The organism is Enterobacter sp. TMH.L2 (genome assembly GCF_050847315.1).
Taxonomy (GTDB): Bacteria; Pseudomonadota; Gammaproteobacteria; order Enterobacterales; family Enterobacteriaceae; genus Cedecea.
Genome location: NZ_CP193791.1, coordinates 4,470,093 through 4,492,598, shown reverse-complemented (window position 1 = coordinate 4,492,598; position 22,506 = coordinate 4,470,093). Strand labels below are relative to the sequence as shown.

19 protein-coding genes, 5 tRNA genes and 1 other RNA gene are annotated in these 22,506 nt (G+C 54.6%); 20 read left to right on the top strand and 5 right to left on the bottom strand.

The features are described from left to right. Positions 1–3: 3 nt before the first annotated feature. The 13 genes from rffC (at position 4) to ACREYP_RS21470 (ending at position 8,764) form a co-directional block, all read left to right on the top strand. Complete coding sequence (rffC, locus tag ACREYP_RS21530; protein WP_498881043.1) at positions 4–681, top strand: dTDP-4-amino-4,6-dideoxy-D-galactose acyltransferase; 678 nt, start codon at positions 4–6, stop codon at positions 679–681. A 4-nt stretch (positions 682–685) separates the two neighbouring features. Then, on the top strand, positions 686–1,816 hold the full coding sequence (gene rffA, locus ACREYP_RS21525) for a dTDP-4-amino-4,6-dideoxygalactose transaminase (protein ID WP_008455546.1): 1,131 nt from the start codon (positions 686–688) through the stop codon (positions 1,814–1,816). A 1-nt stretch (position 1,817) separates the two neighbouring features. Next, a complete protein-coding gene (wzxE, locus tag ACREYP_RS21520; protein ID WP_336819540.1) occupies positions 1,818–3,068 on the top strand; it encodes a lipid III flippase WzxE in 1,251 nt (416 codons plus the stop codon). After that, complete coding sequence (locus ACREYP_RS21515; RefSeq protein WP_336819541.1) at positions 3,065–4,144, top strand: TDP-N-acetylfucosamine:lipid II N-acetylfucosaminyltransferase; 1,080 nt, start codon at positions 3,065–3,067, stop codon at positions 4,142–4,144. The genes wzxE and ACREYP_RS21515 overlap by 4 nt, the downstream gene beginning before the upstream one ends. After that, entirely contained in the window at positions 4,141–5,496 is a 1,356-nt protein-coding gene (wzyE, locus tag ACREYP_RS21510) for an ECA oligosaccharide polymerase (RefSeq protein ID WP_336819542.1), read from the top strand. Before ACREYP_RS21515 ends, wzyE begins: the two co-directional genes overlap by 4 nt. Positions 5,497–5,507: 11 nt before the next feature. Then, a complete protein-coding gene (gene wecG, locus ACREYP_RS21505; RefSeq protein ID WP_008455538.1) occupies positions 5,508–6,248 on the top strand; it encodes a lipopolysaccharide N-acetylmannosaminouronosyltransferase in 741 nt (246 codons plus the stop codon). Positions 6,249–6,504: 256 nt separating this feature from the next. Continuing rightward, positions 6,505–7,890 carry an amino acid permease gene (gene thrP / locus ACREYP_RS21500; protein WP_498881042.1) on the top strand — a complete coding sequence of 462 codons (1,386 nt, stop codon included), beginning with the start codon at positions 6,505–6,507 and terminating at the stop codon, positions 7,888–7,890. Positions 7,891–8,004: 114 nt separating this feature from the next. After that, a tRNA-Arg gene (locus ACREYP_RS21495) sits at positions 8,005–8,081 on the top strand. Between the two features lie 60 nt (positions 8,082–8,141). Next, positions 8,142–8,217 (top strand) — tRNA-His (locus ACREYP_RS21490). 15 nt (positions 8,218–8,232) lie between these two features. After that, positions 8,233–8,319 (top strand) — tRNA-Leu (locus ACREYP_RS21485). Between the two features lie 33 nt (positions 8,320–8,352). Then, positions 8,353–8,429, top strand: a tRNA-Pro gene (locus ACREYP_RS21480). 95 nt (positions 8,430–8,524) lie between these two features. Further along, positions 8,525–8,601, top strand: a tRNA-Pro gene (locus ACREYP_RS21475). A 37-nt stretch (positions 8,602–8,638) separates the two neighbouring features. After that, positions 8,639–8,764: non-coding RNA, RtT sRNA (locus tag ACREYP_RS21470), on the top strand. A 524-nt stretch (positions 8,765–9,288) separates the two neighbouring features. On the opposite strand, the gene hemY is transcribed toward ACREYP_RS21470, so the two are convergent. From hemY to hemC, 4 genes are read right to left on the bottom strand one after another with little or no spacing between them, the layout of a single operon-like run. Beyond that, positions 9,289–10,485, bottom strand: a complete 1,197-nt coding sequence (gene hemY / locus ACREYP_RS21465) for a protoheme IX biogenesis protein HemY (protein ID WP_008455532.1) — start codon at positions 10,483–10,485, stop codon at positions 9,289–9,291. A gap of 2 nt (positions 10,486–10,487) precedes the next feature. Continuing rightward, positions 10,488–11,672, bottom strand: coding sequence for a uroporphyrinogen-III C-methyltransferase (gene hemX, locus ACREYP_RS21460; RefSeq protein ID WP_336819543.1), 1,185 nt, complete (start codon positions 11,670–11,672; stop codon positions 10,488–10,490). An 18-nt stretch (positions 11,673–11,690) separates the two neighbouring features. After that, positions 11,691–12,437: a uroporphyrinogen-III synthase gene (gene hemD / locus ACREYP_RS21455; protein ID WP_008455527.1), complete on the bottom strand. Its 747-nt coding sequence runs from the start codon at positions 12,435–12,437 to the stop codon at positions 11,691–11,693. Beyond that, a complete protein-coding gene (gene hemC, locus ACREYP_RS21450; RefSeq protein ID WP_336819544.1) occupies positions 12,434–13,375 on the bottom strand; it encodes a hydroxymethylbilane synthase in 942 nt (313 codons plus the stop codon). Before hemC ends, hemD begins: the two co-directional genes overlap by 4 nt. A gap of 288 nt (positions 13,376–13,663) precedes the next feature. Between hemC and cyaA the strand changes: the two genes are divergently transcribed. Next, on the top strand, positions 13,664–16,213 hold the full coding sequence (gene cyaA / locus ACREYP_RS21445) for a class I adenylate cyclase (protein WP_008455525.1): 2,550 nt from the start codon (positions 13,664–13,666) through the stop codon (positions 16,211–16,213). On the opposite strand, the gene cyaY is transcribed toward cyaA, so the two are convergent. Continuing rightward, positions 16,214–16,534 carry an iron donor protein CyaY gene (gene cyaY, locus ACREYP_RS21440; RefSeq protein ID WP_008455522.1) on the bottom strand — a complete coding sequence of 107 codons (321 nt, stop codon included), beginning with the start codon at positions 16,532–16,534 and terminating at the stop codon, positions 16,214–16,216. Positions 16,535–16,818: 284 nt separating this feature from the next. Here cyaY and lptM point away from each other — a divergent pair, with 284 nt between their 5' ends. The 6 genes from lptM to uvrD all read left to right on the top strand — a co-directional run bounded on the left by lptM (position 16,819) and on the right by uvrD (position 22,439). Then, entirely contained in the window at positions 16,819–17,025 is a 207-nt protein-coding gene (gene lptM, locus ACREYP_RS21435) for an LPS translocon maturation chaperone LptM (protein WP_008455520.1), read from the top strand. A 38-nt stretch (positions 17,026–17,063) separates the two neighbouring features. Beyond that, positions 17,064–17,888, top strand: a complete 825-nt coding sequence (gene dapF, locus ACREYP_RS21430) for a diaminopimelate epimerase (RefSeq protein ID WP_008455518.1) — start codon at positions 17,064–17,066, stop codon at positions 17,886–17,888. Then, a complete protein-coding gene (locus ACREYP_RS21425) occupies positions 17,885–18,589 on the top strand; it encodes a DUF484 domain-containing protein (RefSeq protein WP_008455517.1) in 705 nt (234 codons plus the stop codon). The genes dapF and ACREYP_RS21425 overlap by 4 nt, the downstream gene beginning before the upstream one ends. After that, a complete protein-coding gene (gene xerC, locus ACREYP_RS21420; RefSeq protein WP_008455515.1) occupies positions 18,586–19,491 on the top strand; it encodes a tyrosine recombinase XerC in 906 nt (301 codons plus the stop codon). Before ACREYP_RS21425 ends, xerC begins: the two co-directional genes overlap by 4 nt. After that, positions 19,491–20,207 (top strand): 5-amino-6-(5-phospho-D-ribitylamino)uracil phosphatase YigB, encoded by a 717-nt coding sequence (gene yigB / locus ACREYP_RS21415; RefSeq protein ID WP_008455513.1) that lies wholly within the window; start codon positions 19,491–19,493, stop codon positions 20,205–20,207. Before xerC ends, yigB begins: the two co-directional genes overlap by 1 nt. A 69-nt stretch (positions 20,208–20,276) precedes the next feature. Beyond that, complete coding sequence (gene uvrD / locus ACREYP_RS21410; protein ID WP_008455510.1) at positions 20,277–22,439, top strand: DNA helicase II; 2,163 nt, start codon at positions 20,277–20,279, stop codon at positions 22,437–22,439. Positions 22,440–22,506 lie beyond the last annotated feature (67 nt).

Genomic DNA, 22,506 nt, shown 5'->3' with positions numbered 1-22,506 from the left:
ACTATGAGCCCAATTCACGGCACCCTGAATCCTCTGGACTGGGAAAATCGTTTCTTTGACGTAAACAGCTGCGCGGTTCGCTTCTCTGAGGAAGCCCCCGCGCTGCAGGAAGATCAGTTAAATACCTGGTCGCGCGTCCAGGCAAAAATTCCCTCTCATCGTACCGACTGGCTGGATGGTCTGCAGCAGCTTGGCTTCCAGCTTGTCGAAGGTGAAGTGGATTTGGCCCTTTCTGTTGGCACGCAAAATGCAAATATTCCCGTCGATATCGCCCAGCCGAATGATATCCCTTCGCTTCGCCAGGCGGCTTCTCAGGTATTCACGCAAAGCCGCTTTCGTACGCCCTGGTATAAGGCCGGGGACAGCGGCCGTTTCTATGCGCAATGGATTGAAAACGCCGTCCTTGGCACGTTCGATCACCAGTGCCTGTTGCGGCAGAACGGCGATGAGCCCCAGGGCTTTGTGACGTTACGGCAGTTAAATGATGTCGAGGCCAGAATTGGCCTGCTTGCTGGACGAGGATTGGGCGAGGAACTGATGGCTGCTGCGCAAGACTGGTGTCGTCAGCGTGGTTTGCAAACCCTGCGGGTGGCAACTCAGGTGAGTAATACCGCCGCGCTGCGTCGCTACATTAAAAGCGGTGCCACCATAGAAAGCACCGCCTTCTGGTTATACAGGTGAAAAAATGATCCCATTTAACGCTCCGCCGGTCGTTGGTACTGAACTTGAATACATGCAGGCTGCTATGGGCAGCGGCAAACTGTGCGGAGACGGGGGATTTACTCGCCGCTGCCAGCAATGGATGGAGCAACGTTTTGGCAGCAAGAAAGTGCTGCTGACGCCGTCTTGTACAGCTTCGCTGGAGATGGCCGCTATCCTGCTGGATATCAAGCCTGGCGATGAAGTGATCATGCCGAGCTACACCTTTGTTTCGACAGCTAATGCCTTTGTGCTTCGAGGGGCCGTCATCGTCTTTGTGGACGTGCGCCCTGATACCATGAACATCGACGAAACAAAAATTGAAGCGGCAATTACTGAAAAAACGCGAGCTATCGTGCCGGTCCATTACGCAGGAGTGGCCTGTGAAATGGATACCATTATGGCCATCGCCAAAAAACATAACCTGTTTGTGGTGGAAGATGCCGCTCAGGGCGTGATGTCGACTTATAAAGGCCGCGCGCTGGGTGCAATTGGCCACATCGGGTGTTTCAGTTTTCATGAGACGAAAAACTACACCGCGGGCGGGGAAGGTGGCGCGACGCTCATTAACGACCCTGCTTTAATCGAGCGGGCAGAAATCATTCGTGAGAAAGGCACCAACCGCAGTCAGTTCTTCCGCGGTCAGGTGGATAAATACACCTGGCGTGATATTGGCTCAAGCTACCTAATGGCCGATCTGCAGGCGGCTTATCTTTGGGCGCAGCTTGAAGCGGCAGAACAGATTAACCAGCAGCGTCTGAAGCTGTGGCAAACCTATCACGACGCTCTTTTGCCGTTAGCAAAAGCCGGGCGTATCGAACTTCCGACTATTCCTCAAAATTGCGTGCAGAATGCCCATATGTTCTACATCAAGCTGCGCGATATTGAAGACCGCAGCGCGCTGATTTCCTACCTGAAAGAAGCGGAGATCCTGGCGGTGTTCCACTACATTCCGCTGCATACTTGCCCGGCCGGTGAGAAATTTGGTCGGTTCCACGGGGAAGATCGCTTCACCACTCGTGAAAGTGAGCGTTTGCTTCGCCTGCCGCTTTTCTATAACTTGCCGCCAGTGAACCAACGCACCGTCATCAATACGCTGCAAAGCTACTTCGCCTGAGATGTCGTTAGCTAAAGCGTCACTGTGGACCGCCGGGTCCACGCTGGTAAAAATTGGTGCCGGTTTGCTGGTGGTCAAAATGCTGGCCGTTGCCTTTGGCCCTTCTGGGGTGGGGTTGGCCGGTAATTTTCGTCAGATGGTGACGGTGCTCGGCGTGCTTGCTGGTGCGGGTGTTTTTAACGGTGTCACCAAATACGTTGCTGAACATCATGACAATCCGGAGCAGTTAAAGCGGGTACTTGGCACCTCCTCGGCGATGGTGTTGGGTTTTTCGTCGCTGCTGGCCGTGATTTTCGTTCTGGCCGCGGGACCGATAAGCCTTGGATTGTTTGGTCATGCGGACTACCAGAACCTGGTGCGTCTGGTGGCACTGGTTCAGATGGGCATTGCCTGGGCAAACCTGTCGCTGGCCATTATGAAGGGGTTTCGTGATGCGGCGGGTAACGCACTTGCGTTAATTGCAGGCAGCGTTGTTGGCGTGCTGGCTTATTATGCTTGCTATCGCTTCGGCGGTTACCAGGGGGCGCTGTTAGGTCTCGCGTTGGTCCCCGCTCTGGTCGTCGTTCCTGCGGTGCTTATGCTGGTCAGGCGCGAACATGTTCCGCTGGGCTATTTGAGACCGAGCTGGGATAAGCTGCTGGCCAGCCATCTTGGCAAGTTTACGCTCATGGCGCTGATCACCTCAGTCACGCTCCCCGTGGCCTATGTGATGATGCGAAACCTGCTGGCGGAACACTACAGTTGGGACGAAGTCGGTATCTGGCAAGGGGTAAGCAGTATTTCAGATGCTTATCTGCAGTTCATTACGGCATCTTTTAGCGTTTACCTGTTGCCAACGCTTGCTCGTCTGAAAGAAAAAAGCGCCATCACGCGTGAAATTGTGCGCTCGCTAAAGTTTGTTCTGCCCGCCGTGGCAGCCGCAAGCCTGACAGTCTGGCTGCTGCGTGATTTCGCCATCTGGCTACTGTTTTCGCCAAAATTTATCGCCATGCGTGATTTGTTTGCCTGGCAGCTGGTGGGGGATGTGCTGAAGGTAGGCGCCTATGTGTTTGGCTATTTGGTTATCGCGAAGGCGTCACTGCGCTTGTATATTTTGACTGAAATCAGTCAGTTTATGCTGTTAACCGGCTTTTCGCGTTGGTTAATACCTGCTCATGGTGCGCTGGGCGCGGCTCAGGCTTATATGGCGACCTATATTGTTTATTTTGCGCTCTGCTGTGGCGTATTTCTTATTTATCGTAGACGAGCATGACAACACTGATTCACGTATTGGGATCTGATATCCCGCATCATAATCAGACGGTATTACGTTTTTTTAACGACGTTCTGGCCGCCACGACGCCTCATGCACGAGAATTTATCGTGGTTTCAGAGGATCGCTCTTTGTTGTCCGCTTTTCCGGCGCTGTCGATCTCTCTATGCCCTTCAAAGCAGGCTATTGCCGCAGAAATTGTGGCAAAAGCTCGAGCTAACCGACAGCAGCGTTTCTTTTTTCACGGGCAGTTTAACGGCAGTCTTTGGATTGCCTTGCTAACCGGGGGACTAAAGCCGGAGCAGGTGAACTGGCATATCTGGGGAGCCGATCTTTATGAGGTATCACGCAGCATCAAATTTCGGCTTTTTTACCAGTTACGCCGTTTTGCCCAAGGGCGAGTTGGGCGCGTTTACGCCACGCGTGGGGATTTAAGCTATTTTCACCGGCGGCACCCACAGGTGCCTGGCGAGCTGTTGTATTTCCCAACGCGTATGGATCCTGGCCTCAATACAATGGCTGTTGATCGGCAACACAGCGGGAAGCTGACGTTACTCGTGGGCAACTCTGGTGACCGCAGCAACCAGCATGTTGATGCACTGAAGGCTATTCATCAGCAATTTGGCGACACGGTGCGCATTGTTGTGCCGATGGGATACCCGACAAATAACGAAGCTTATATTGCAGAAGTAAAGCAGGCTGGCAGCGGTTTATTTAGCCCGGAAAATTTTGACGTGCTGACGGAAAAAATCGAATTCAATGATTACCTCACTCTGCTGCGTCAGTGCGATCTCGGCTATTTTATCTTTGCACGCCAGCAGGGTATCGGCACGCTTTGCTTACTGATTCAGGCCGGGATCCCCTGCGTGCTGAACCGGAAAAATCCTTTCTGGCAAGACATGGTTGAGCAGCATATTCCGGTGCTCTTTACCGAGGATATCCTGGATGAGGCGACGGTGCGGGAAGCTCAGCGCCAGCTACGCTTACTGGATAAACAAAGCATCGCTTTCTTTAACCCTAACTATATCGATGGGTGGCATCGCGCGCTTAGCACCGCGGCTGGAGAGCAAAAATGAGTCTGACGCAATTTGGCGGGTTATTTGTTGTCTGGTTCCTGTCGGTCGGGTTTATCGGATTGTTGACGTATCAAGAGTTTCGCCGCGTGCGCTTTAACTTCAACGTCTTCTTTTCACTGCTTTATCTGTTGACCTTTTTCTTCGGCTTTCCGTTTACCTGTACCCTGGTGTTTCGTTTTGGGGTATCGGTGGTGCCTGCGGACGTGCTGTTGCAGGCTCAGCTCGCAGCGGCCTGTTTCTATGGCATTTACTATGTGACCTATAAAACGCGGCTTAGGGCGAAGGCAGGGCACATGGAGCGGCGTCCGCTATTTACCATGAATCGCGTTGAGACGAACCTGACGTGGCTGATGCTGGTGTTAGTGGCTCTGGTCAGCGTCGGCATCTTCTTTGCCCATAACGGCTTCCTGTTGTTTAAGCTGCATTCTTACAGCCAAATTTTCTCCAGTGAAGTGTCAGGCGTAGCGCTTAAGCGCTTCTTCTATTTCTTTATACCAGCCATGCTGGTGGTGTACTTCCTGCGTCAGGACAGCCGGGCCTGGATCTTCTTCCTGGTCAGTACTGTGGGTTTCGGCCTGTTAACGTACATGATTGTCGGCGGGACGCGTGCCAACATCATCATCGCCTTCGCCATCTTCTTGTTTATCGGCATTATTCGCGGGTGGATCTCTCTCTGGATGCTGGCGGCGGCGGGTGTGCTAGGGATCGTCGGGATGTTCTGGCTGGCGCTTAAGCGCTACGGCCTGAACGTCAGCGGTGACGAAGCGTTTTATACCTTCCTTTATTTGACCCGAGATACGTTCTCTCCGTGGGAGAATCTGGGTCTCTTGCTGCAAAATTACGACAAGATTGAATTCCAGGGGCTCGCACCTATTATTCGGGATTTCTACGTATTTATCCCCAGTTGGGTCTGGCCAGATCGTCCTGGCACGGTGCTGAATACCGCGAACTATTTCACCTGGCAGGTACTGAACAACCATTCGGGACTGGCCATTTCCCCAACGCTGATAGGCTCGCTGGTGGTGATGGGCGGCGTGTGGTTTATCCCACTCGGGGCAGTTGTCGTCGGCTTGATTATCAAATGGTTTGACTGGCTGTATGAGCTGGCGAACAGAGAAAGTAATCGCTATAAAGCAGCAATAATCTATGCGTTCTGCTTCGGGGCGATTTTCAATATGATCGTTCTGGCTCGTGAGGGGCTGGACTCTTTTGTTTCACGCGTGGTGTTCTTCCTGGTCATTTTTGGCGCCTGCCTTGTCGTGGCAAAATTACTTTATTGGCTATTTGAAAGCGCGGGGCTTATTCATCAGCGCTTGCGCCGCGTGTCCGCAGTCGACGCGCAAAATGCATGACAAGGATATTCATGAACAACTCTACTGAAGCCCCTTTTTATACTCTTCGTGGTCTTGACCTGTTGGGATGGCGAGATATGCAGCATGCGCTGGATTATCTCTATGCGGGGGGGCGATTGCGCCAGGGGACGTTAGTGGCGATTAATGCTGAAAAAGTGCTGACGGCAGAAGACGATGAGCAAGCTCGCGGCCTGATTGCGGCAGCGGAATACAAATACGCCGACGGCATCAGCGTCGTTCGCTCCATCCGGAAAAAATACCCTGAAGCTGTGGTTAATCGCGTAGCGGGGGCCGATCTGTGGGAAGCCTTGATGGTACGGGCGGGTCAGGAAGGGACCCCGGTATTTTTGGTGGGTGGCCAGCCCGACGTTCTTGCGCAGACCGAAGCTAAGCTCAGACAGCTTTGGCAGGTCAATATTGTCGGCACTCAGGATGGTTATTTTACGGACGAGCAGCGGCCAGCACTATTTGAGCGCATCCATGAAAGTGGGGCGGCGATTGTCACGGTAGCGATGGGATCTCCGCGCCAGGAAATCTTAATGCAAGAATGCCGGAAAGTGCATTCTCAGGCACTTTATATGGGCGTCGGTGGTACATATGACGTATTTACCGGACGAGTAAAGCGGGCGCCTAAAGTCTGGCAAAACTTAGGTCTGGAATGGCTATACCGCCTGCTTTCACAGCCGACCCGCATTAAACGGCAACTCAGGCTGCTACGCTATCAGCGCTGGCATCTGACCGGCAAGCTTTAAACCTTTCAACGCGCTCATCCGGGCGCGTTTTGCTTTCCCTGCATGATTTTCAACCAGACTTATTCCAGTTTGTTACGCAGTTATTTGTAATTTTGTAAAAAATACGGAACCATTGCGCCCACTCGATGCAGTGCCGTAGTGATGTTGCGCCAGCAAATCTCTTGCCGACGCTGCATGGCCTGTTATTGACCCTGGCAACAACCAAACACAATAACCGGTAAAAACCGGAGTAAAGCAAACACAATACAGAGGATTTATGGCAGAGAAAAAAGCAGAGCTGCAGCGCGGGCTGGAAGCTCGACACATCGAACTTATCGCCCTGGGAGGGACCATTGGTGTTGGCCTGTTTATGGGCGCCGCCAGTACCCTCAAATGGGCCGGACCGTCGGTACTGCTGGCGTACATTATTGCGGGCCTGTTCGTGTTCTTTATTATGCGTTCAATGGGAGAAATGTTGTTCCTTGAACCCGTAGCCGGGTCGTTTGCCGTCTATGCGCACCGCTATATGAGCCCCTTTTTCGGCTATCTGACGGCCTGGTCTTACTGGTTTATGTGGATGGCGGTTGGCATCTCCGAAATTACAGCGATTGGTGTCTACGTCCAATACTGGTTCCCGGATCTTCCTCAGTGGCTGCCCGCCATTTTTGCCGTAGGGCTTGTGGCGCTGGCAAACCTTGCGGCAGTGCGCCTTTACGGGGAAATCGAGTTCTGGTTTGCAATGATTAAAGTGACAACCATCATCGTGATGATTGTCGTTGGCCTGGGCGTTATCTTTTTCGGTTTTGGAAATCATGGTCAGGCGACTGGCTTTAGCAACCTTACAGAGCACGGCGGCTTCTTTGCTGGCGGCTGGAAAGGATTCCTGACCGCGTTGTGTATTGTTGTGGCTTCCTATCAGGGCGTGGAGTTAATTGGTATTACCGCCGGCGAAGCTAAGAACCCGCAGGTCACCTTACGCAGTGCCGTAGGGAAAGTGCTGTGGCGTATTCTGATTTTCTATGTGGGCGCGATTTTCGTTATCGTCACTATTTTCCCATGGAACCAAATCGGCACTACAGGTAGCCCGTTTGTACTGACCTTCGCGAAAATAGGCATCACCGCGGCGGCAGGGATTATTAACTTTGTTGTTTTGACGGCGGCATTGTCTGGCTGTAACAGCGGTATGTACAGCTGTGGGCGTATGCTGTATGCCCTGGCGAAAAACCGCCAGCTCCCGGCCAAAATGGCGAAAGTTTCCCGTAGCGGCGTGCCTGTCGTTGGGGTAGCTGTTTCTATCGGTATTCTGCTGCTCGGTTCTTGTCTGAATTACATCATTCCAAATCCGCAGCGCGTTTTCGTTTATGTCTACAGCGCCAGCGTATTACCGGGCATGGTGCCGTGGTTTGTGATCCTGATTAGCCAGATTCGCTTCCGTAAGGCGCACCGGGAAGCCATTGCCAGCCACCCGTTCCGATCTATTTTATTCCCGTGGGCTAACTACCTGACCATGGCGTTCCTGGCGTGTGTGCTTGTGGGGATGGGCTTGAATGAAGATACGCGAATGTCGCTGACGGTCGGCGTTGTTTTCCTGGCTGCGGTGACGTTGGTTTATAAGGTGTTTGGCCTGAATAAGCATGCCGTTAGTGAAAAACTGAAAGGATAAGCATCAGGATGCACAAAGCATAACCAAACGCGCAGTTTTGCGAGTATTTTATTGAAATAAGCACTAGACAGCTGAGCACGAAGCCCGTATTATCCGACCCCGCAACGGCGCTACGCGCCCGTAGCTCAGCTGGATAGAGCGCTGCCCTCCGGAGGCAGAGGTCTCAGGTTCGAATCCTGTCGGGCGCACCATTTATTATAATGGCGCTAGAGCTGCGGTGGTATCATGTACCGCGTGAAAGTTTTACAGTGGTGGCTATAGCTCAGTTGGTAGAGCCCTGGATTGTGATTCCAGTTGTCGTGGGTTCGAGTCCCATTAGCCACCCCATTAATTTAGATGTATGCGAAGGTGGCGGAATTGGTAGACGCGCTAGCTTCAGGTGTTAGTGTTCTTACGGACGTGAGGGTTCAAGTCCCTCTCTTCGCACCACACCTAAATTAATCAGCAGTATAAGCAGTATTTCGGCGAGTAGCGCAGCTTGGTAGCGCAACTGGTTTGGGACCAGTGGGTCGGAGGTTCGAATCCTCTCTCGCCGACCAAATTTTAAAAGCCCTTCTGAAGAAGGGTTTTTGCTTTCAGCCCGGAGCCCTAATAAGCTTCTGATGTGTTGAAAGCAGCAGTAAAAGCAGTATTTCGGCGAGTAGCGCAGCTTGGTAGCGCAACTGGTTTGGGACCAGTGGGTCGGAGGTTCGAATCCTCTCTCGCCGACCACTTTAGAAAAGGCCAGCTTTCGAGCTGGCCTTTTTGCATCTGAAGCTTACAGAGGATGAGAACCTTCGAAGGAGGTTTGAGCCGAGCGTAGCGAGGCAACGTTGCTTCAGCAACGGCCCGCAGGGGATGTCTCCCCTCGCAAATTCCCGCGGTCGCAAAGCCACCCTTGTCATTCTGCCGCTGAAATTGTCGCCTGGGTGCGACAATCGGGTGATTTTGTGTCTTCAAATGGAGACATTTAATCTCATGTTTTTATTTGGTTTTTTTATTTAAGCCACGGTTTGTCTCCTGGAGGAGACAATTTATTTCTGCCGGTGCAGGCCGGCGGGAAAGCCTGGGGGAGAAAGCTTTGCGGTGCTAATACTATGAAAATACTAATTTTGGTAGTTGAGTCCGTTTCTGCATGCAAACCTGGCATGTATTGTGCAATAATACCTGCGTAGATGCTCATTCCACTTCTTATGTTTGCTTCGGCTTCATAAACCAAGGAATGACGCAGAGCCGATTACGGTGCTTATCGTCCACCGACAGATGTCGCCCCCATGGGGTCTCATCGAACACCCTGGACATAACGTTGAGTGAAGCACCACTTAGTTGTCAAACAGACCTGTTTTAACACCTGCCCTGTGGCAGGTGTTTTTTTTTGCGTGGGAAAAAGAAAAGGGCGGTAGAGCTCCGCCCTGATGATCAGCTGTTAGAGGGAGTTTGCAGCGTGAGCAACAGACCGTCACGACGCATGAGGGCGGCTTCTTCAGGCTTATGTAATTTGTCGAGAGAGTCTGCCAGCCAGGCGTAATCGTAGGCATCCGGGCGCTGTTTAATGGCCTCACGGAATGCATCACATGCCTGCTGCCATTCACCGTGTTTCATCAGCAACTGGCCAAGCGTACTCTGCAGTAAAGGGCGATCGCCTTGCGTTTTGATCTGCTGGCGCAATGCTTTCTCTAACTGCTCTGGGTTACCTGACTTCAGACGCGGCATCAGCAATACCAGACGATCGTCATACTGACGCTTCAGCCCGTCAAGGATGATCTCCTGGGCGGCGTCGTGATCATCGCACTCAATAAGATGCTCTGCCATGGCGACCTGCAGCGTGGTCTGGTGGCGCGTTTTACGGCTTTGATTACGCCACCAGGCTTTGAGGCCTTCGTTACCCTGTCCGGCCATCGCCTGATCCATAAGGCCGATCCACGCCTGCTGTTGCAGCGCATCGCGGTGGGCTTCATCCCCAATCTGCACTTTTTCCATGGCCGGCAGAATATCCAGCAGGGAACTCCATGCGCCGGTTCGCAGGTAAGCTTGCTCGGCCAGGCGAAGTACTTCAGGATGGCGCGGCGCAATTTCCAGAAGCTTATCAATGCCGTGGCGTGCGGCGTGGTTTTCATTGCGGGCAAGCTGCAGGCGAACGCGAGTGATTTCGACCGGGAGCTGATCGCTATCCGCCAGTTCGGCGGCGCGCTCTAAATGCTGGTTCGCACGAATTTCATCCCCGCGTTGCTGGGCGGCTTCGGCAGCCAGCAAGTAGTTAACCACCGGCTGTTCGGCGTGATCGGCATTCTTACTCATCAGCTTCTCAACCTGCTGATAATCGCCTTCGGCCAGTTTCAACAATGCGGCTTTGGTCTGTTTGCGGGCGCGGCTGCGTTTGCGGCCCAGGAACCACCCACGGGTACGGGCACCGGTACGGAAAATGCGGCGCAATACCCATTCGATGGCGAACAACACCAGCATGGTCAGGATCAGAATAATGACTAATCCGGTCACGCTGGTTTCAATGTTGTAGTTATCGGTCTGAATTAAAACATAGCCCTGATGGCCTGCCAGCATTGGGCCCAGCACGATGCCCGCAATCAGCAGCAGGAAGAGCAATAAGACTTTAATCATATTTATTCCCCCTGACTTACGGCAGGTGCCGGCTGAGCGGGGGCCGCTTCTGGCTGCGCATCATTGGCCGCAGGACTTGCCGGCTGAGCAAGCAAATTGCGAACCCGAGTCTGCATCAGCTTTTCAAGCAGGGCCTGGCTTTGCAGCGTTTGCGGAATATCCATATGAATACTTTGCTGACTCAGGCCATCAAGCTCTTCAAGGAACGCTTTGGTGGCGGAATCATTGGTGTCGTAGTAGGCGCGAACCCACGTTGAAACGTTATCCAGCGCCTGCTTGTAAGTGTCTTCCTGATGGCGTGGCACCGCCTGCGCGGCGACTAGCAGGCGGGAGCGGATGTTTTCGCGCAGGTAGATATCCTGATTCGGCGCCAGGAGCGGAACCGCGGTTTCATCGCGGCGGCGGATAGTAATAAAGCTATCCATAAAGCTGTGCCAGCTTTTCACCAGATTTTGGCGCCATTCGGTAATCGTACCCGACAGCTCGCTGCTGTCAGAATCCATCGGGGAATCATCGCTGTCGTTGTCGGCCAGACGCAAATTATCCAGGCCGTTAGAGAGCTGATTGAGCTTGAGGATAATCCCGTCGTAGTCGACCTGTGTTACCGTAGACAGCGTAGAAATATCGTCGGTCAGTGCGCGGCGAGCGGTGATCAAACTTGGATCGTTCATATCTGCCAGGCTGGCGTCAGCGCTTTTCAATAGCGCAGCGGCCGTGGTGACATCCTGATCGCTCCACAGCTTGCGGCCGGCCAGTTTCACAAGGAAATCGGCCTGTGCCAGCAGCCAGGTTTTGGAATCGCTACCGGAAATAGTCGCGACTTTTTGCTGCACTTCGTCCAGATGACGTGTCAGCGCTGCCTGCTGTTTGTTGGCGTCGCTAAGTGCGGTCGTCTGCTGTTTTAGCGCCGCTTCAAATTCACTTTTTTGTTCTTCTTGCTGTTTTTGCAGGGCAATCAGCTGATTTGCCAGCGCATCGCTGGTGGCCGTCTGAGTGGACGCCTGATGCTTACCATAGCTATAAAGTCCGCCACCTAATGCCAGGGCAATGGCAATCGCGATGGCCCCCAGCGCAATACCGGCAATGCCGGAACGATTTTTCTTCGTCACGGGCTCGGCGTGTGATGGCGTCTCCGCCGCGGGTGTGGTTTCCTCAACTATGGCGGAGGAAGTATTTTGTTCCGTCATTGTGGCGTCCTGTTATTGTTAGGTGTGTTGTAACGCGCGAAGCAGCGCGTCATTGTCCGCATTCGCGGCGACCCGAATATTCTGCCAACCCAATGTCCTGGCAAGCCTTGCCAAACGCTCGCTGACAACAAGTAACTCACAGCGAAGTAACCAGTTCTCGCGATACCAGTCAGGCGTAAGCGTATAAAGCTGCTGTAGCATTTCGCCGCTGGTCACGACCAGCGTTGAGATCCCCCGGGCGTGCCAACGGTGGGCTTCTTCTGTTCCATCGTAAATAATAGCGCTTCGCTGATAGCATTCGCAGAAGCTAACTTCTGCACCTCGCGCTTCCAGCGTTTCGCCCAACAGTTCACGCCCGCCATTACCACGTAAAATCAATGCGCGCTTACCAGCAACATTTTGTAATTCCGGTAATTGTAGCAAGATTTCGCTGGTTTCCCGATCTTGTGGGTAACGAATAGGAATATGGCTGACGGTATGGAAAGCCAGCGCTGTCGTTCTGCCGATGGCGAACCAACTGAGATTGCCCGGCCACGGGATGCCGTTACGGCGCAAAAGTGGGGCGGCATAGTCAATGACGTGCTGTGAGAGGACAAAGACCAGATCGCCTGGCGCGAGCGCCGCAAGCTGGGCCGGAAGCTGCGATAGTTGCCGGCCGGGCGAGAACTCGATAAGCGGGAAGCTGTAAGCCACCTGCCCGAGTGTGCGCAGTCGGCTCACTAACTCTTCCCCGGCTGGGGAGGGGCGGGTGACGAGGATCGTCATGCGGGAGCGTCTCCATCATAAACGTCGGCGAGGATTTCCCTCGCGCCGTTATTCAACAGCTCTTCAGCCAGTGAAACACCCATGGCCACGGCATCTTCTGGCTTACCTCGACGTTCACCACGAACCATAATGGAACCGTCCGGCGCGCCAACTAATGCGCGCAGCCAAAGCTCGTTATCTTTCAGCTCTGCATAGCTGCCGATTGGCACCTGACAGCCACCTTCAAGACGCATATTCATCGCACGTTCGGCGCTCACGCGAACGGCGGTTTCATGGTGATTCAACGGTGCGAGCAGTGCTTTGGTGCGTTCATCGTCCAGGCGACATTCGATGCCGACGACGCCCTGGCCGACTGCGGGTAAAGACACTTCCGGCGGTAAGGCGTAGCGAATGCGATCCTGCATCTCAAGGCGGTTTAGCCCGGCAACGGCAAGAATAATGGCATCGTATTCGCCTTTATCCAGTTTACCAAGGCGGGTGCCAAGATTGCCGCGCAGGGAACGAATCACCAGATCTGGACGCTGCTCGGCTATCTGACACTGACGGCGCAGGCTTGAGGTGCCCACAATGCTGCCGGCAGGCAACTCATCCAGCGTTTGATAATGATTGGAAACAAAAGCGTCGCGGGGATCGTCGCGCTCGCAGATGGTGACCAGCCCCAGACCTTCAGGGAATGCCACCGGCACATCTTTCAGGGAATGGACGGCGATGTCCGCGCGCCCGTCCAGCATTGCCAGCTCCAGCTCTTTAACGAACAGCCCTTTGCCGCCGACTTTGGCAAGCGGTGTATCCAGCAGGACGTCGCCACGGGTGACCATTGGCACCAGTTCAACGGTGAGCTGCGGGTGAAAAGCTTCAAGACGTTGCTTAACATAATGTGCTTGCCAAAGTGCAAGGGGACTTTGGCGAGTGGCAATTCTGAGTATATTGTCTAACATGCTTGTTACCGTAATTATCGTCCACTGACCATCCTACCACTCTTAGCGGAAGGCTGTCAGGTTCGGCGGTTTTTCCGGCAACTAGAGGGACGTGATTCGTATTATGGAAGAAACAGCCTGTGGCCAGGGCATCTACCACTTTGGTAGCGCATCTTTCTTTACGGTCAACAGGCAAGGTGTTAAATTGATCACGTTTCCAGCAATTGCTGTCCCGATCGTTTATAATAATGGGGACAACAACCAGGAAACGGGTTTTTTCGTAATACTGAAACCATCAGGCGATACGTCTTGTACCTCTATATTGAGACACTTAAACAGAGACTGGATGCCATCAACCAACTGCGCGTAGATCGTGCGCTTGCTGCTATGGGGCCTGCCTTCCAACAGGTCTACAGTCTACTGCCAACGTTATTACATTATCATCACCCGCTGATGCCGGGTTACCTTGACGGTAACGTTCCCCGCGGCATTTGCCTCTACACGCCTGATGAAACCCAACGCCACTACCTGGACGAACTCGAACTGCAGCGCGGTATGCCGCCTCAGGAGACGCCAGCGGGCGAACTGCCGATCACCGGCCTCTATTCTATGGGCAGCACCTCCTCCGTGGGGCAGAGCTGCTCTTCTGACCTTGATATCTGGGTTTGCCACCAGGCCTGGCTCGATAACGACGAGCGCCAACTGCTGCAGCGCAAATGTAGCCTGCTGGAAAGCTGGGCGGCCTCCCTTGGCGTTGAGGTCAGTTTCTTCCTGATTGATGAAAACCGCTTCCGCCACAACGAAAGCGGCAGCCTGGGCGGCGAAGACTGCGGTTCTACCCAGCATATCCTGCTGCTGGACGAATTTTACCGTACTGCGGTACGTCTGGCCGGGAAGCGCATTCTGTGGAACATGGTGCCGGGCGATGAAGAAGAGCATTACGACGATTACGTGATGAGCCTCTATGCGCAGGGTGTCCTGACGCCGAACGAGTGGCTAGATCTCGGTGGATTAAGTTCACTGTCTGCTGAAGAGTACTTTGGCGCCAGCCTGTGGCAGCTCTATAAAAGCATCGACTCGCCGTATAAAGCCGTGCTGAAAACGCTGCTGCTGGAGGCGTATTCCTGGGAATATCCGAACACGCGCCTGCTGGCAAAAGACATTAAACAGCGCCTGCACGACGGCGAAATTGTCTCCTTTGGCCTCGATCCGTACTGCATGATGCTGGAACGCGTCACCGAGTACCTGACGCAAATCGAAGATCATGCGCGTCTGGACCTGGTTCGCCGCTGTTTCTATCTGAAAGTTTGCGAAAAACTTTCACGTGAGCGTGCCTGTGTTGGCTGGCGCCGCGAAGTCCTTAGTCAACTGGTGAAGAGCTGGGGCTGGGACGAAGCGCGTCTGGCGATGCTGGACAACCGTGCAAACTGGAAAATCGACCAGGTCCGCGAGGCGCACAACGAGCTGCTCGACGCGATGATGCAAAGCTACCGCAATCTGATCCGCTTTGCGCGCCGCAACAATCTGAGTGTGTCCGCCAGTCCGCAGGACATCGGCGTGTTAACGCGTAAGCTGTACGCTGCGTTTGAAGCGCTGCCGGGCAAAGTCACGCTGGTAAACCCGCAGATTTCCCCCGATCTGTCTGAACCGAACCTGACCTTTATCCATGTGCCGCTTGGCCGTGCGAACCGCTCTGGCTGGTATCTCTACAACCGTGCGCCGAACATGGACTCTATCGTCAGCCATCAACCGCTGGAATATAACCGTTATCTTAATAAGCTGGTGGCGTGGGCCTACTTTAACGGCCTGCTGACCTCGCGTACCCGCCTGTTTATTAAGGGCAACGGTATTTGTGATTTACCGAAGCTGCAGGAGATGGTGGCGGATGTTTCCCATCACTTCCCGCTGCGGCTCCCGGCACCGACGCCAAAAGCGTTGTATAGCCCGTGCGAGATTCGCCATCTGGCGATTATCGTCAACCTTGAATATGACCCGACGGCCGCCTTCCGCAATCAGGTTGTGCATTTCGATTTCCGTAAGCTGGATGTGTTCAGCTTCGGCGAGCAGCAGCAGTGCCTGATTGGCAGCGTTGACCTGCTGTATCGCAACTCGTGGAACGAAGTGCGTACCCTGCACTTTAACGGCGAGCAGGCGATGATCGAGGCATTGAAAACCATTCTTGGGAAAATGCACCAGGACGCCGCACCGCCGGATAGCGTGGAAGTCTTCTGCTACAGCCAGCACCTGCGTGGCCTGATCCGCACTCGCGTACAGCAGTTGGTGTCTGAATGCATCGAGTTCCGCCTTTCCAGCACGCGCCAGGAGCCGGGCCGCTTTAAAGCGCTGCGCGTCTCCGGGCAGACATGGGGCCTGTTCTTCGAGCGTTTGAATGTCTCGGTACAAAAACTGGAAAACGCCGTTGAGTTTTATGGTGCCATCTCGCACAACAAGCTGCATGGCCTGTCGGTGCAGGTTGGCACTAACCAGGTACAGTTGCCGGCGGTGGTGGATGGCTTTGCCAGTGAAGGGATTATTCAGTTCTTCTTTGAAGAAGCCAGTGAAGACCAGGGCTTCAACATCTATATCCTGGATGAAAGCAACCGGGCGGAAGTTTATCATCATTGCGAAGGCAGCAAAGAAGAGCTGGTGCGCGACGTGAGCCGCTTCTACTCCTCGTCCCACGATCGTTTCACCTACGGCTCAAGCTTCATCAACTTCAACCTGCCGCAGTTCTATCAGATTGTGAAAACGGATGGGCGGGTGCAGGTCATTCCGTTCCGCACCCAGTCACTCACAACAGCCGCGCCGGTTAATCAGGACGACAACTCAGCGCCGCTGCTGCAGCAGTACCAGCCGTAATCAGCGGAAGCTAACCGCTTCACCTGCCTGCTGCGTGCTCGCTTCTTCCAGCAACTGCCAAAACTCTGCGCCGCTACGGTCGCATATCCATTCGTCACCTTTCAGGTTGAAATGGTAGCCGCCGCTTTTGGTGGCCAGCCACACCTGATGCAAAGGCTCCTGGCGGTTGATAATGATTTTGCTGCCGTTTTCAAAGCTGATGGTCAGCACGCCACCGTTGATCTCACAATCAATATCGCTATCGCCGTCCCAGTCGTCCAGGCGCTCTTCAATCGTGCGCCACAGGTTATCGGCTAAAAGGTGAAATTCGCTGTCGTTCATGTCTGCTTCCTGTTGGGATTTCAGGGCAGTATAAGAGCATCGCCGGTAATTAGAAACTGCGGCTCAGGGATCATTCAGGGCCGTAATACTCATCCGTTTTATCTGTGCCACCTTTTGAAAGACAACCTGCGTCAGCGATGAGAAGGGGCCAGGTAGCAGCGATTATTTTCTTGCCCGATTTACTGCCAGGTGATTTTCAGCGGTCTGGGTGATGAAGAGTATTGCTTTTCAGGGTTCACCTGCGATGATAGACGGCAGAATAGTGAATCACAGGCTACCCGATAATGAAGAAGATTTTCTGCCCTCTAGCTTTGGCACTGACGCTCGTCAGCCTCACCGGCTGCGGCCTGAAGGGGCCTCTTTATTTCCCTCCGGCTGATAAAAAAGCGACGCCGACAACGCACAGCGCAACCCCAGAGCAACCTGTCCAGACGGCACCCGTCCGCAACAGTCGCGGCATTGATGATGCGCCGACTCAGGTTGTTTACTAGCTAAATCGTGCTTTGTAACCGCGCTAATGGAGCAGAAGATGCAGTTCTCTAAAATGCATGGCCTTGGTAATGACTTTATGGTCGTCGACGCGGTGACGCAGAATGTTTATTTCTCTCCGGAGCTGATCCGTCGGCTTGCGGATCGTCATCTTGGCGTCGGCTTCGATCAGTTGCTGATCGTTGAGCCTCCCTACGATCCCGATCTCGACTTTCATTACCGGATCTTTAACGCCGATGGCAGTGAAGTTTCCCAGTGTGGTAACGGCGCGCGCTGTTTTGCCCGCTTTGTGCGCCTGAAAGGGCTGACCAATAAGCGTGAAATTCGCGTCAGTACCGCCAATGGCAGAATGGTACTGAGCGTGACGGAAGATGAGATGGTGCGCGTTAATATGGGCGAGCCTAACTTCGATCCTTCCCAGGTGCCGTTCCGGGCAAACAAAGCAGAAAAGACCTATATTATGCGTGCCGCCGAACAAACCATTATGTGCGGCGTCGTTTCAATGGGGAACCCGCATTGCGTTATTCAGGTCGATGACATCGAAACCGCCGCGGTTGAAAGCCTGGGCCCAGTGATGGAAAGCCATGAACGCTTCCCTGAGCGAGCCAACATCGGCTTCATGCAGGTGGTGAGCCGCGAACACATTCGCCTGCGCGTTTACGAACGCGGTGCGGGCGAAACTCAAGCCTGCGGCAGCGGCGCCTGTGGAGCAGTGGCGGTTGGAATTCAACAAGGATTACTGGCGGAGCAGGTACGCGTTGAGCTACCTGGCGGCCGTCTTGATATCGCCTGGAAAGGGCCAGGGTCACCGCTTTACATGACCGGCCCGGCGGCCCACGTCTATGATGGATTTATACATCTATGAAGAATGCCGAGGAACAGCAAGAAGCCCTTCTTGAGCTTAACGATGTCGCGGTTGCCGAGTATTTACAGCGCAACCCCGATTTCTTTATTCGCAATGCCCACCAGGTGGAGAGCATGCAGGTTCCTCACCCGGTGCGCGGCAGCGTTTCGCTGGTGGAGTGGCATATGGCCCGCAGCCGTAACCACATCAACCACCTCGAAGAGAACATGACGCTGCTGATGGAGCAGGCGAGCGCCAACGAAGGTCTGTTCTATCGGCTACTGAAGCTTCAGGGGCGACTGGCTTCGGCTTCCAGCCTGCAGGAAATGCTGAACCGGCTGCATCGCTGGGCGCGGGACATGGGTCTTGCCGGGGCGAACATCCGGCTTTTTGCTGACCGCTGGCGTATCGGCGCTCCGTCAGACTTCACGCATCTCGCGCTGAACCGCCAGGCTTTTGAGCCGCTGCGTATTCAGCGTCTTGGCGAAAGCCAGCACTACCTCGGCCCGCTTAATGGCCCGGAACTTTTGTTGGTCTTGCCGCAGGCAAAAGCCATTGGTTCCGTTGCCCTGTCGCTGATGGGCAACGAGGGCGATCTTGGCGTTCTGTTGTTCAGCAGCCGCGACCCGCAACATTATCAACAGGGGCAGGGCACGCAGCTGCTGCACGAGCTGGCGCTGATGCTGCCGGACTTGCTGGAGCGTTGGATTGAACGGGCATGACCACTTCCGTATTAACATCTCACGTTGATGGTTTTCTGCGATACCTCAAGGTTGAGCGTCAGCTCAGCCCGCTCACTCTCCTGAACTACCAGCGCCAGCTCACGGCGATTATTCACATTGCCGAAGAGATGAAGCTCACCAGCTGGCAGCAATGCGATGCCGCAGCCGTGCGTTCACTGGCCGTGCGTAGCCGCAGGGCAGGCCTACAGGCCTCCAGCCTCGCGTTAAGACTTTCGGCACTACGCAGCTTTTTTGACTGGATGGTTAGCCAGGGAGAGCTGAAAGCTAATCCCGCCAAAGGCATCACCACGCCAAAAGCCGGTCGACATTTGCCTAAAAACATCGAAGTTGATGATGTGAACCATCTGCTGGATATCGATCTGAACGATCCGCTGGCCGTGCGCGATCGGGCAATGCTGGAAGTGATGTACGGCGCTGGCCTGCGTCTTTCCGAACTGGTGAACATGAACTGTGGTCATATAGATCTTTCTACCGGAGAGGTCTGGGTGATGGGGAAAGGGAGCAAAGAGCGACGCGTACCCGTTGGCCGGAGCGCAGTGACCTGGGTTGAACACTGGCTGGATTTGCGCGAACTTTTTGGCCCGGACGACGATGCGTTATTTCTGGCGAAGACGGGAAAGCGAATATCCGCCCGCAATGTGCAAAAGCGGTTTGGCGAATGGGGTATCAAGCAGGGGCTAAGCAGCCATGTGCATCCCCATAAACTGCGCCACTCGTTTGCCACCCACATGCTGGAATCCAGCGGCGATTTGCGCGCCGTTCAGGAACTGCTTGGGCACGCTAACCTGTCCACTACGCAAATCTATACCCATCTCGACTTTCAACATTTAGCCTCGGTGTATGATGCCGCGCATCCACGCGCCAAACGGGGGAAATCGTAATGCATTTTTACCGCCCGCTCGGGCAAATTGCTGCTCTGACGTTCGATCTCGACGATACGCTTTATGATAACCATCCGGTGATCCTGCGCACCACTCAGGAGTCGCTGGCCTTTGTGCAGAATTATCACCCAAAGCTCAGCGCGTTTTCCGCCCTGGATTTTCACCGCAGCCGTGAAGCGCTTCGCGTGAAAGAGCCGGACATTTATCATGATGTCACCGAATGGCGTCGCCGTGCCGTCGAGCAAATGATGCTGGATGCCGGACTTAGTGCGGAAGAGGCCTTTACCGGTGCCGGTGCCGCCATGGAGAACTTCGCAAAATGGCGCAGCCGCATCGACATCCCACAGGAAACGCACGACACGCTGGCAAAGCTTGCTAAAAAATGGCCGCTGGTGGCGATCACCAACGGTAACGCAGAGCCGCACCTCTTCGGGCTGGATAACTACTTCGAATTCATCCTGCGGGCCGGGCCGGACGGGCGGGCTAAACCTTTCAGCGATATGTATCATACCGCTGCGCAGCGTTTAGGTGTGCCGCTGGAGCAAATCCTGCATGTCGGCGATGACCTGACCACCGACGTGGCGGGTGCCGTGCGCTGCGGAATGCAAGCCTGCTGGATTAACCTGCGCGAAGGCGATCTGATGCGTATAGATGACAGCCGTTTATTACCGCATCTGGAGATTTCGCGGTTGGCATCCCTTCTCGCGCTGATATAATCAACAGTAACTCTGTACAAATCACCAGTAGTTGGCTGAGCCAACTCTTTCTCTTTTTCGGCGGTGCCAATGGACGTTTCTTACCTGCTCGACAGCCTCAACGACAAACAGCGCGAAGCGGTTGCCGCCACGCGCAGCAATATGCTGGTGCTGGCCGGGGCGGGCAGTGGTAAGACACGTGTGCTTGTGCACCGCATTGCGTGGTTGATGACGGTCGAAAACTGCTCGCCTTACTCGATCATGGCGGTGACCTTTACCAACAAAGCGGCGGCGGAAATGCGCCACCGCATCGGTCAACTGATGGGCACCAGCCAGGGCGGGATGTGGGTGGGTACCTTCCACGGCCTGGCACACCGTCTGCTGCGCGCGCACCATATGGACGCCAACCTGCCACAGGACTTTCAAATCCTCGACAGCGAAGATCAACTGCGCCTGCTGAAGCGCCTGATTAAAGCGATGAACCTGGACGAGAAGCAGTGGCCGCCGCGCCAGGCGATGTGGTACATCAACGGCAAAAAAGACGAAGGTCTGCGCCCGCATCACGTTGAAAGCTACGGTAACCCGGTGGAGCAAACCTGGCAGAAGGTATACCAGGCCTATCAGGAAGCCTGCGACCGCGCCGGGCTGGTGGATTTTGCTGAGCTGTTGCTGCGCGCCCACGAACTGTGGCTGAACAAACCACATATCCTGAATCACTATCGCGAGCGTTTCACCAACATCCTGGTGGACGAATTCCAGGACACCAACAGCATTCAGTATGCGTGGATCCGCCTGCTGGCCGGGGACACCGGCAAAGTGATGATCGTCGGCGATGATGACCAGTCGATCTACGGCTGGCGCGGGGCGCAGGTTGAAAATATCCAGCGCTTCCTGAATGACTTCCCGGGGGCACAAACGATTCGTCTGGAGCAAAACTACCGCTCGACGAACAACATTCTGAACGCGGCCAACGCCCTGATTGCCAATAACTCTGGCCGCCTTGGTAAAGAGCTGTGGACCGACGGCAGCGACGGCGAACCTATCTCAATCTATTGCGCTTTCAACGAACTGGACGAAGCCCGTTTCGTGGTTAACCGCATTAAAACCTGGCAGGAAAACGGCGGTGCGCTGGAGCAATGTGCCATTCTGTACCGCAGTAACGCCCAGTCGCGCGTGCTGGAAGAGGCGCTGCTGCAGGGCAGTATGCCGTACCGTATTTACGGCGGGATGCGCTTCTTCGAACGTCAGGAAATCAAAGACGCGCTCTCCTATCTACGCCTGATGGCCAACCGCAACGACGATGCTGCCTTTGAACGCGTGGTGAATACGCCAACCCGCGGTATCGGTGACCGCACGCTCGACGTTGTGCGACAGACCGCGCGTGACCAGCAGCTAACACTGTGGCAATCTTGCCGCCTGCTGCTGCAGGAAAAAGCACTGGCTGGTCGTGCGGCCTCCGCGCTGCAGCGCTTTATGGAGCTGATTGACGCGCTCGCCCATGAAACTGCGGATATGCCGCTGCACGTCCAGACCGACCGGGTAATTAAAGATTCAGGCCTGTTCATCATGTATGAGCAGGAAAAAGGCGAGAAAGGCCAGACCCGAATTGAGAACTTAGAAGAGCTGGTGACGGCCACGCGCCAGTTCAGCTACAACGACGAAGACGAAGATCTGATGCCGCTGCAGGCGTTTCTCTCCCATGCCGCGCTGGAAGCGGGGGAAGGCCAGGCAGATACCTGGCAGGATGCCGTGCAACTCATGACGCTGCACTCGGCCAAAGGTCTGGAGTTCCCACAGGTATTTATCGTGGGGATGGAGGAAGGCATGTTCCCGAGCCAGATGTCCCTCGACGAGGGTGGGCGCCTGGAAGAAGAGCGCCGTCTGGCCTACGTGGGCGTAACCCGCGCAATGCAAAAGCTGACGCTGACCTATGCGGAAACGCGCCGCCTGTATGGGAAAGAAGCCTACCATCGTCCGTCTCGCTTTATCGGCGAGCTGCCCGAAAACTGCGTGGAAGAAGTTCGCCTGCGCGCAAGTATCAGCCGTCCGGTCAGCCATCAGCGGATGGGGACTCCTCTCGCCCAGAACGATTCTGGCTTTAGCCTGGGGCAGCGCGTGCGTCATCCTAAGTTCGGCGAAGGGACCATTGTGAACCTGGAAGGCAGCGGGGAGCACAGCCGCCTCCAGGTGGCATTCCAGGGGCAGGGAATCAAGTGGTTAGTTGCCGCTTATGCGCGCCTGGAAACCGTGTAACCTACAGAAACTAATTACAATTTTTAGTGCGTGGGCTACCCTTAATATGTCACTGGCATGAACTTGT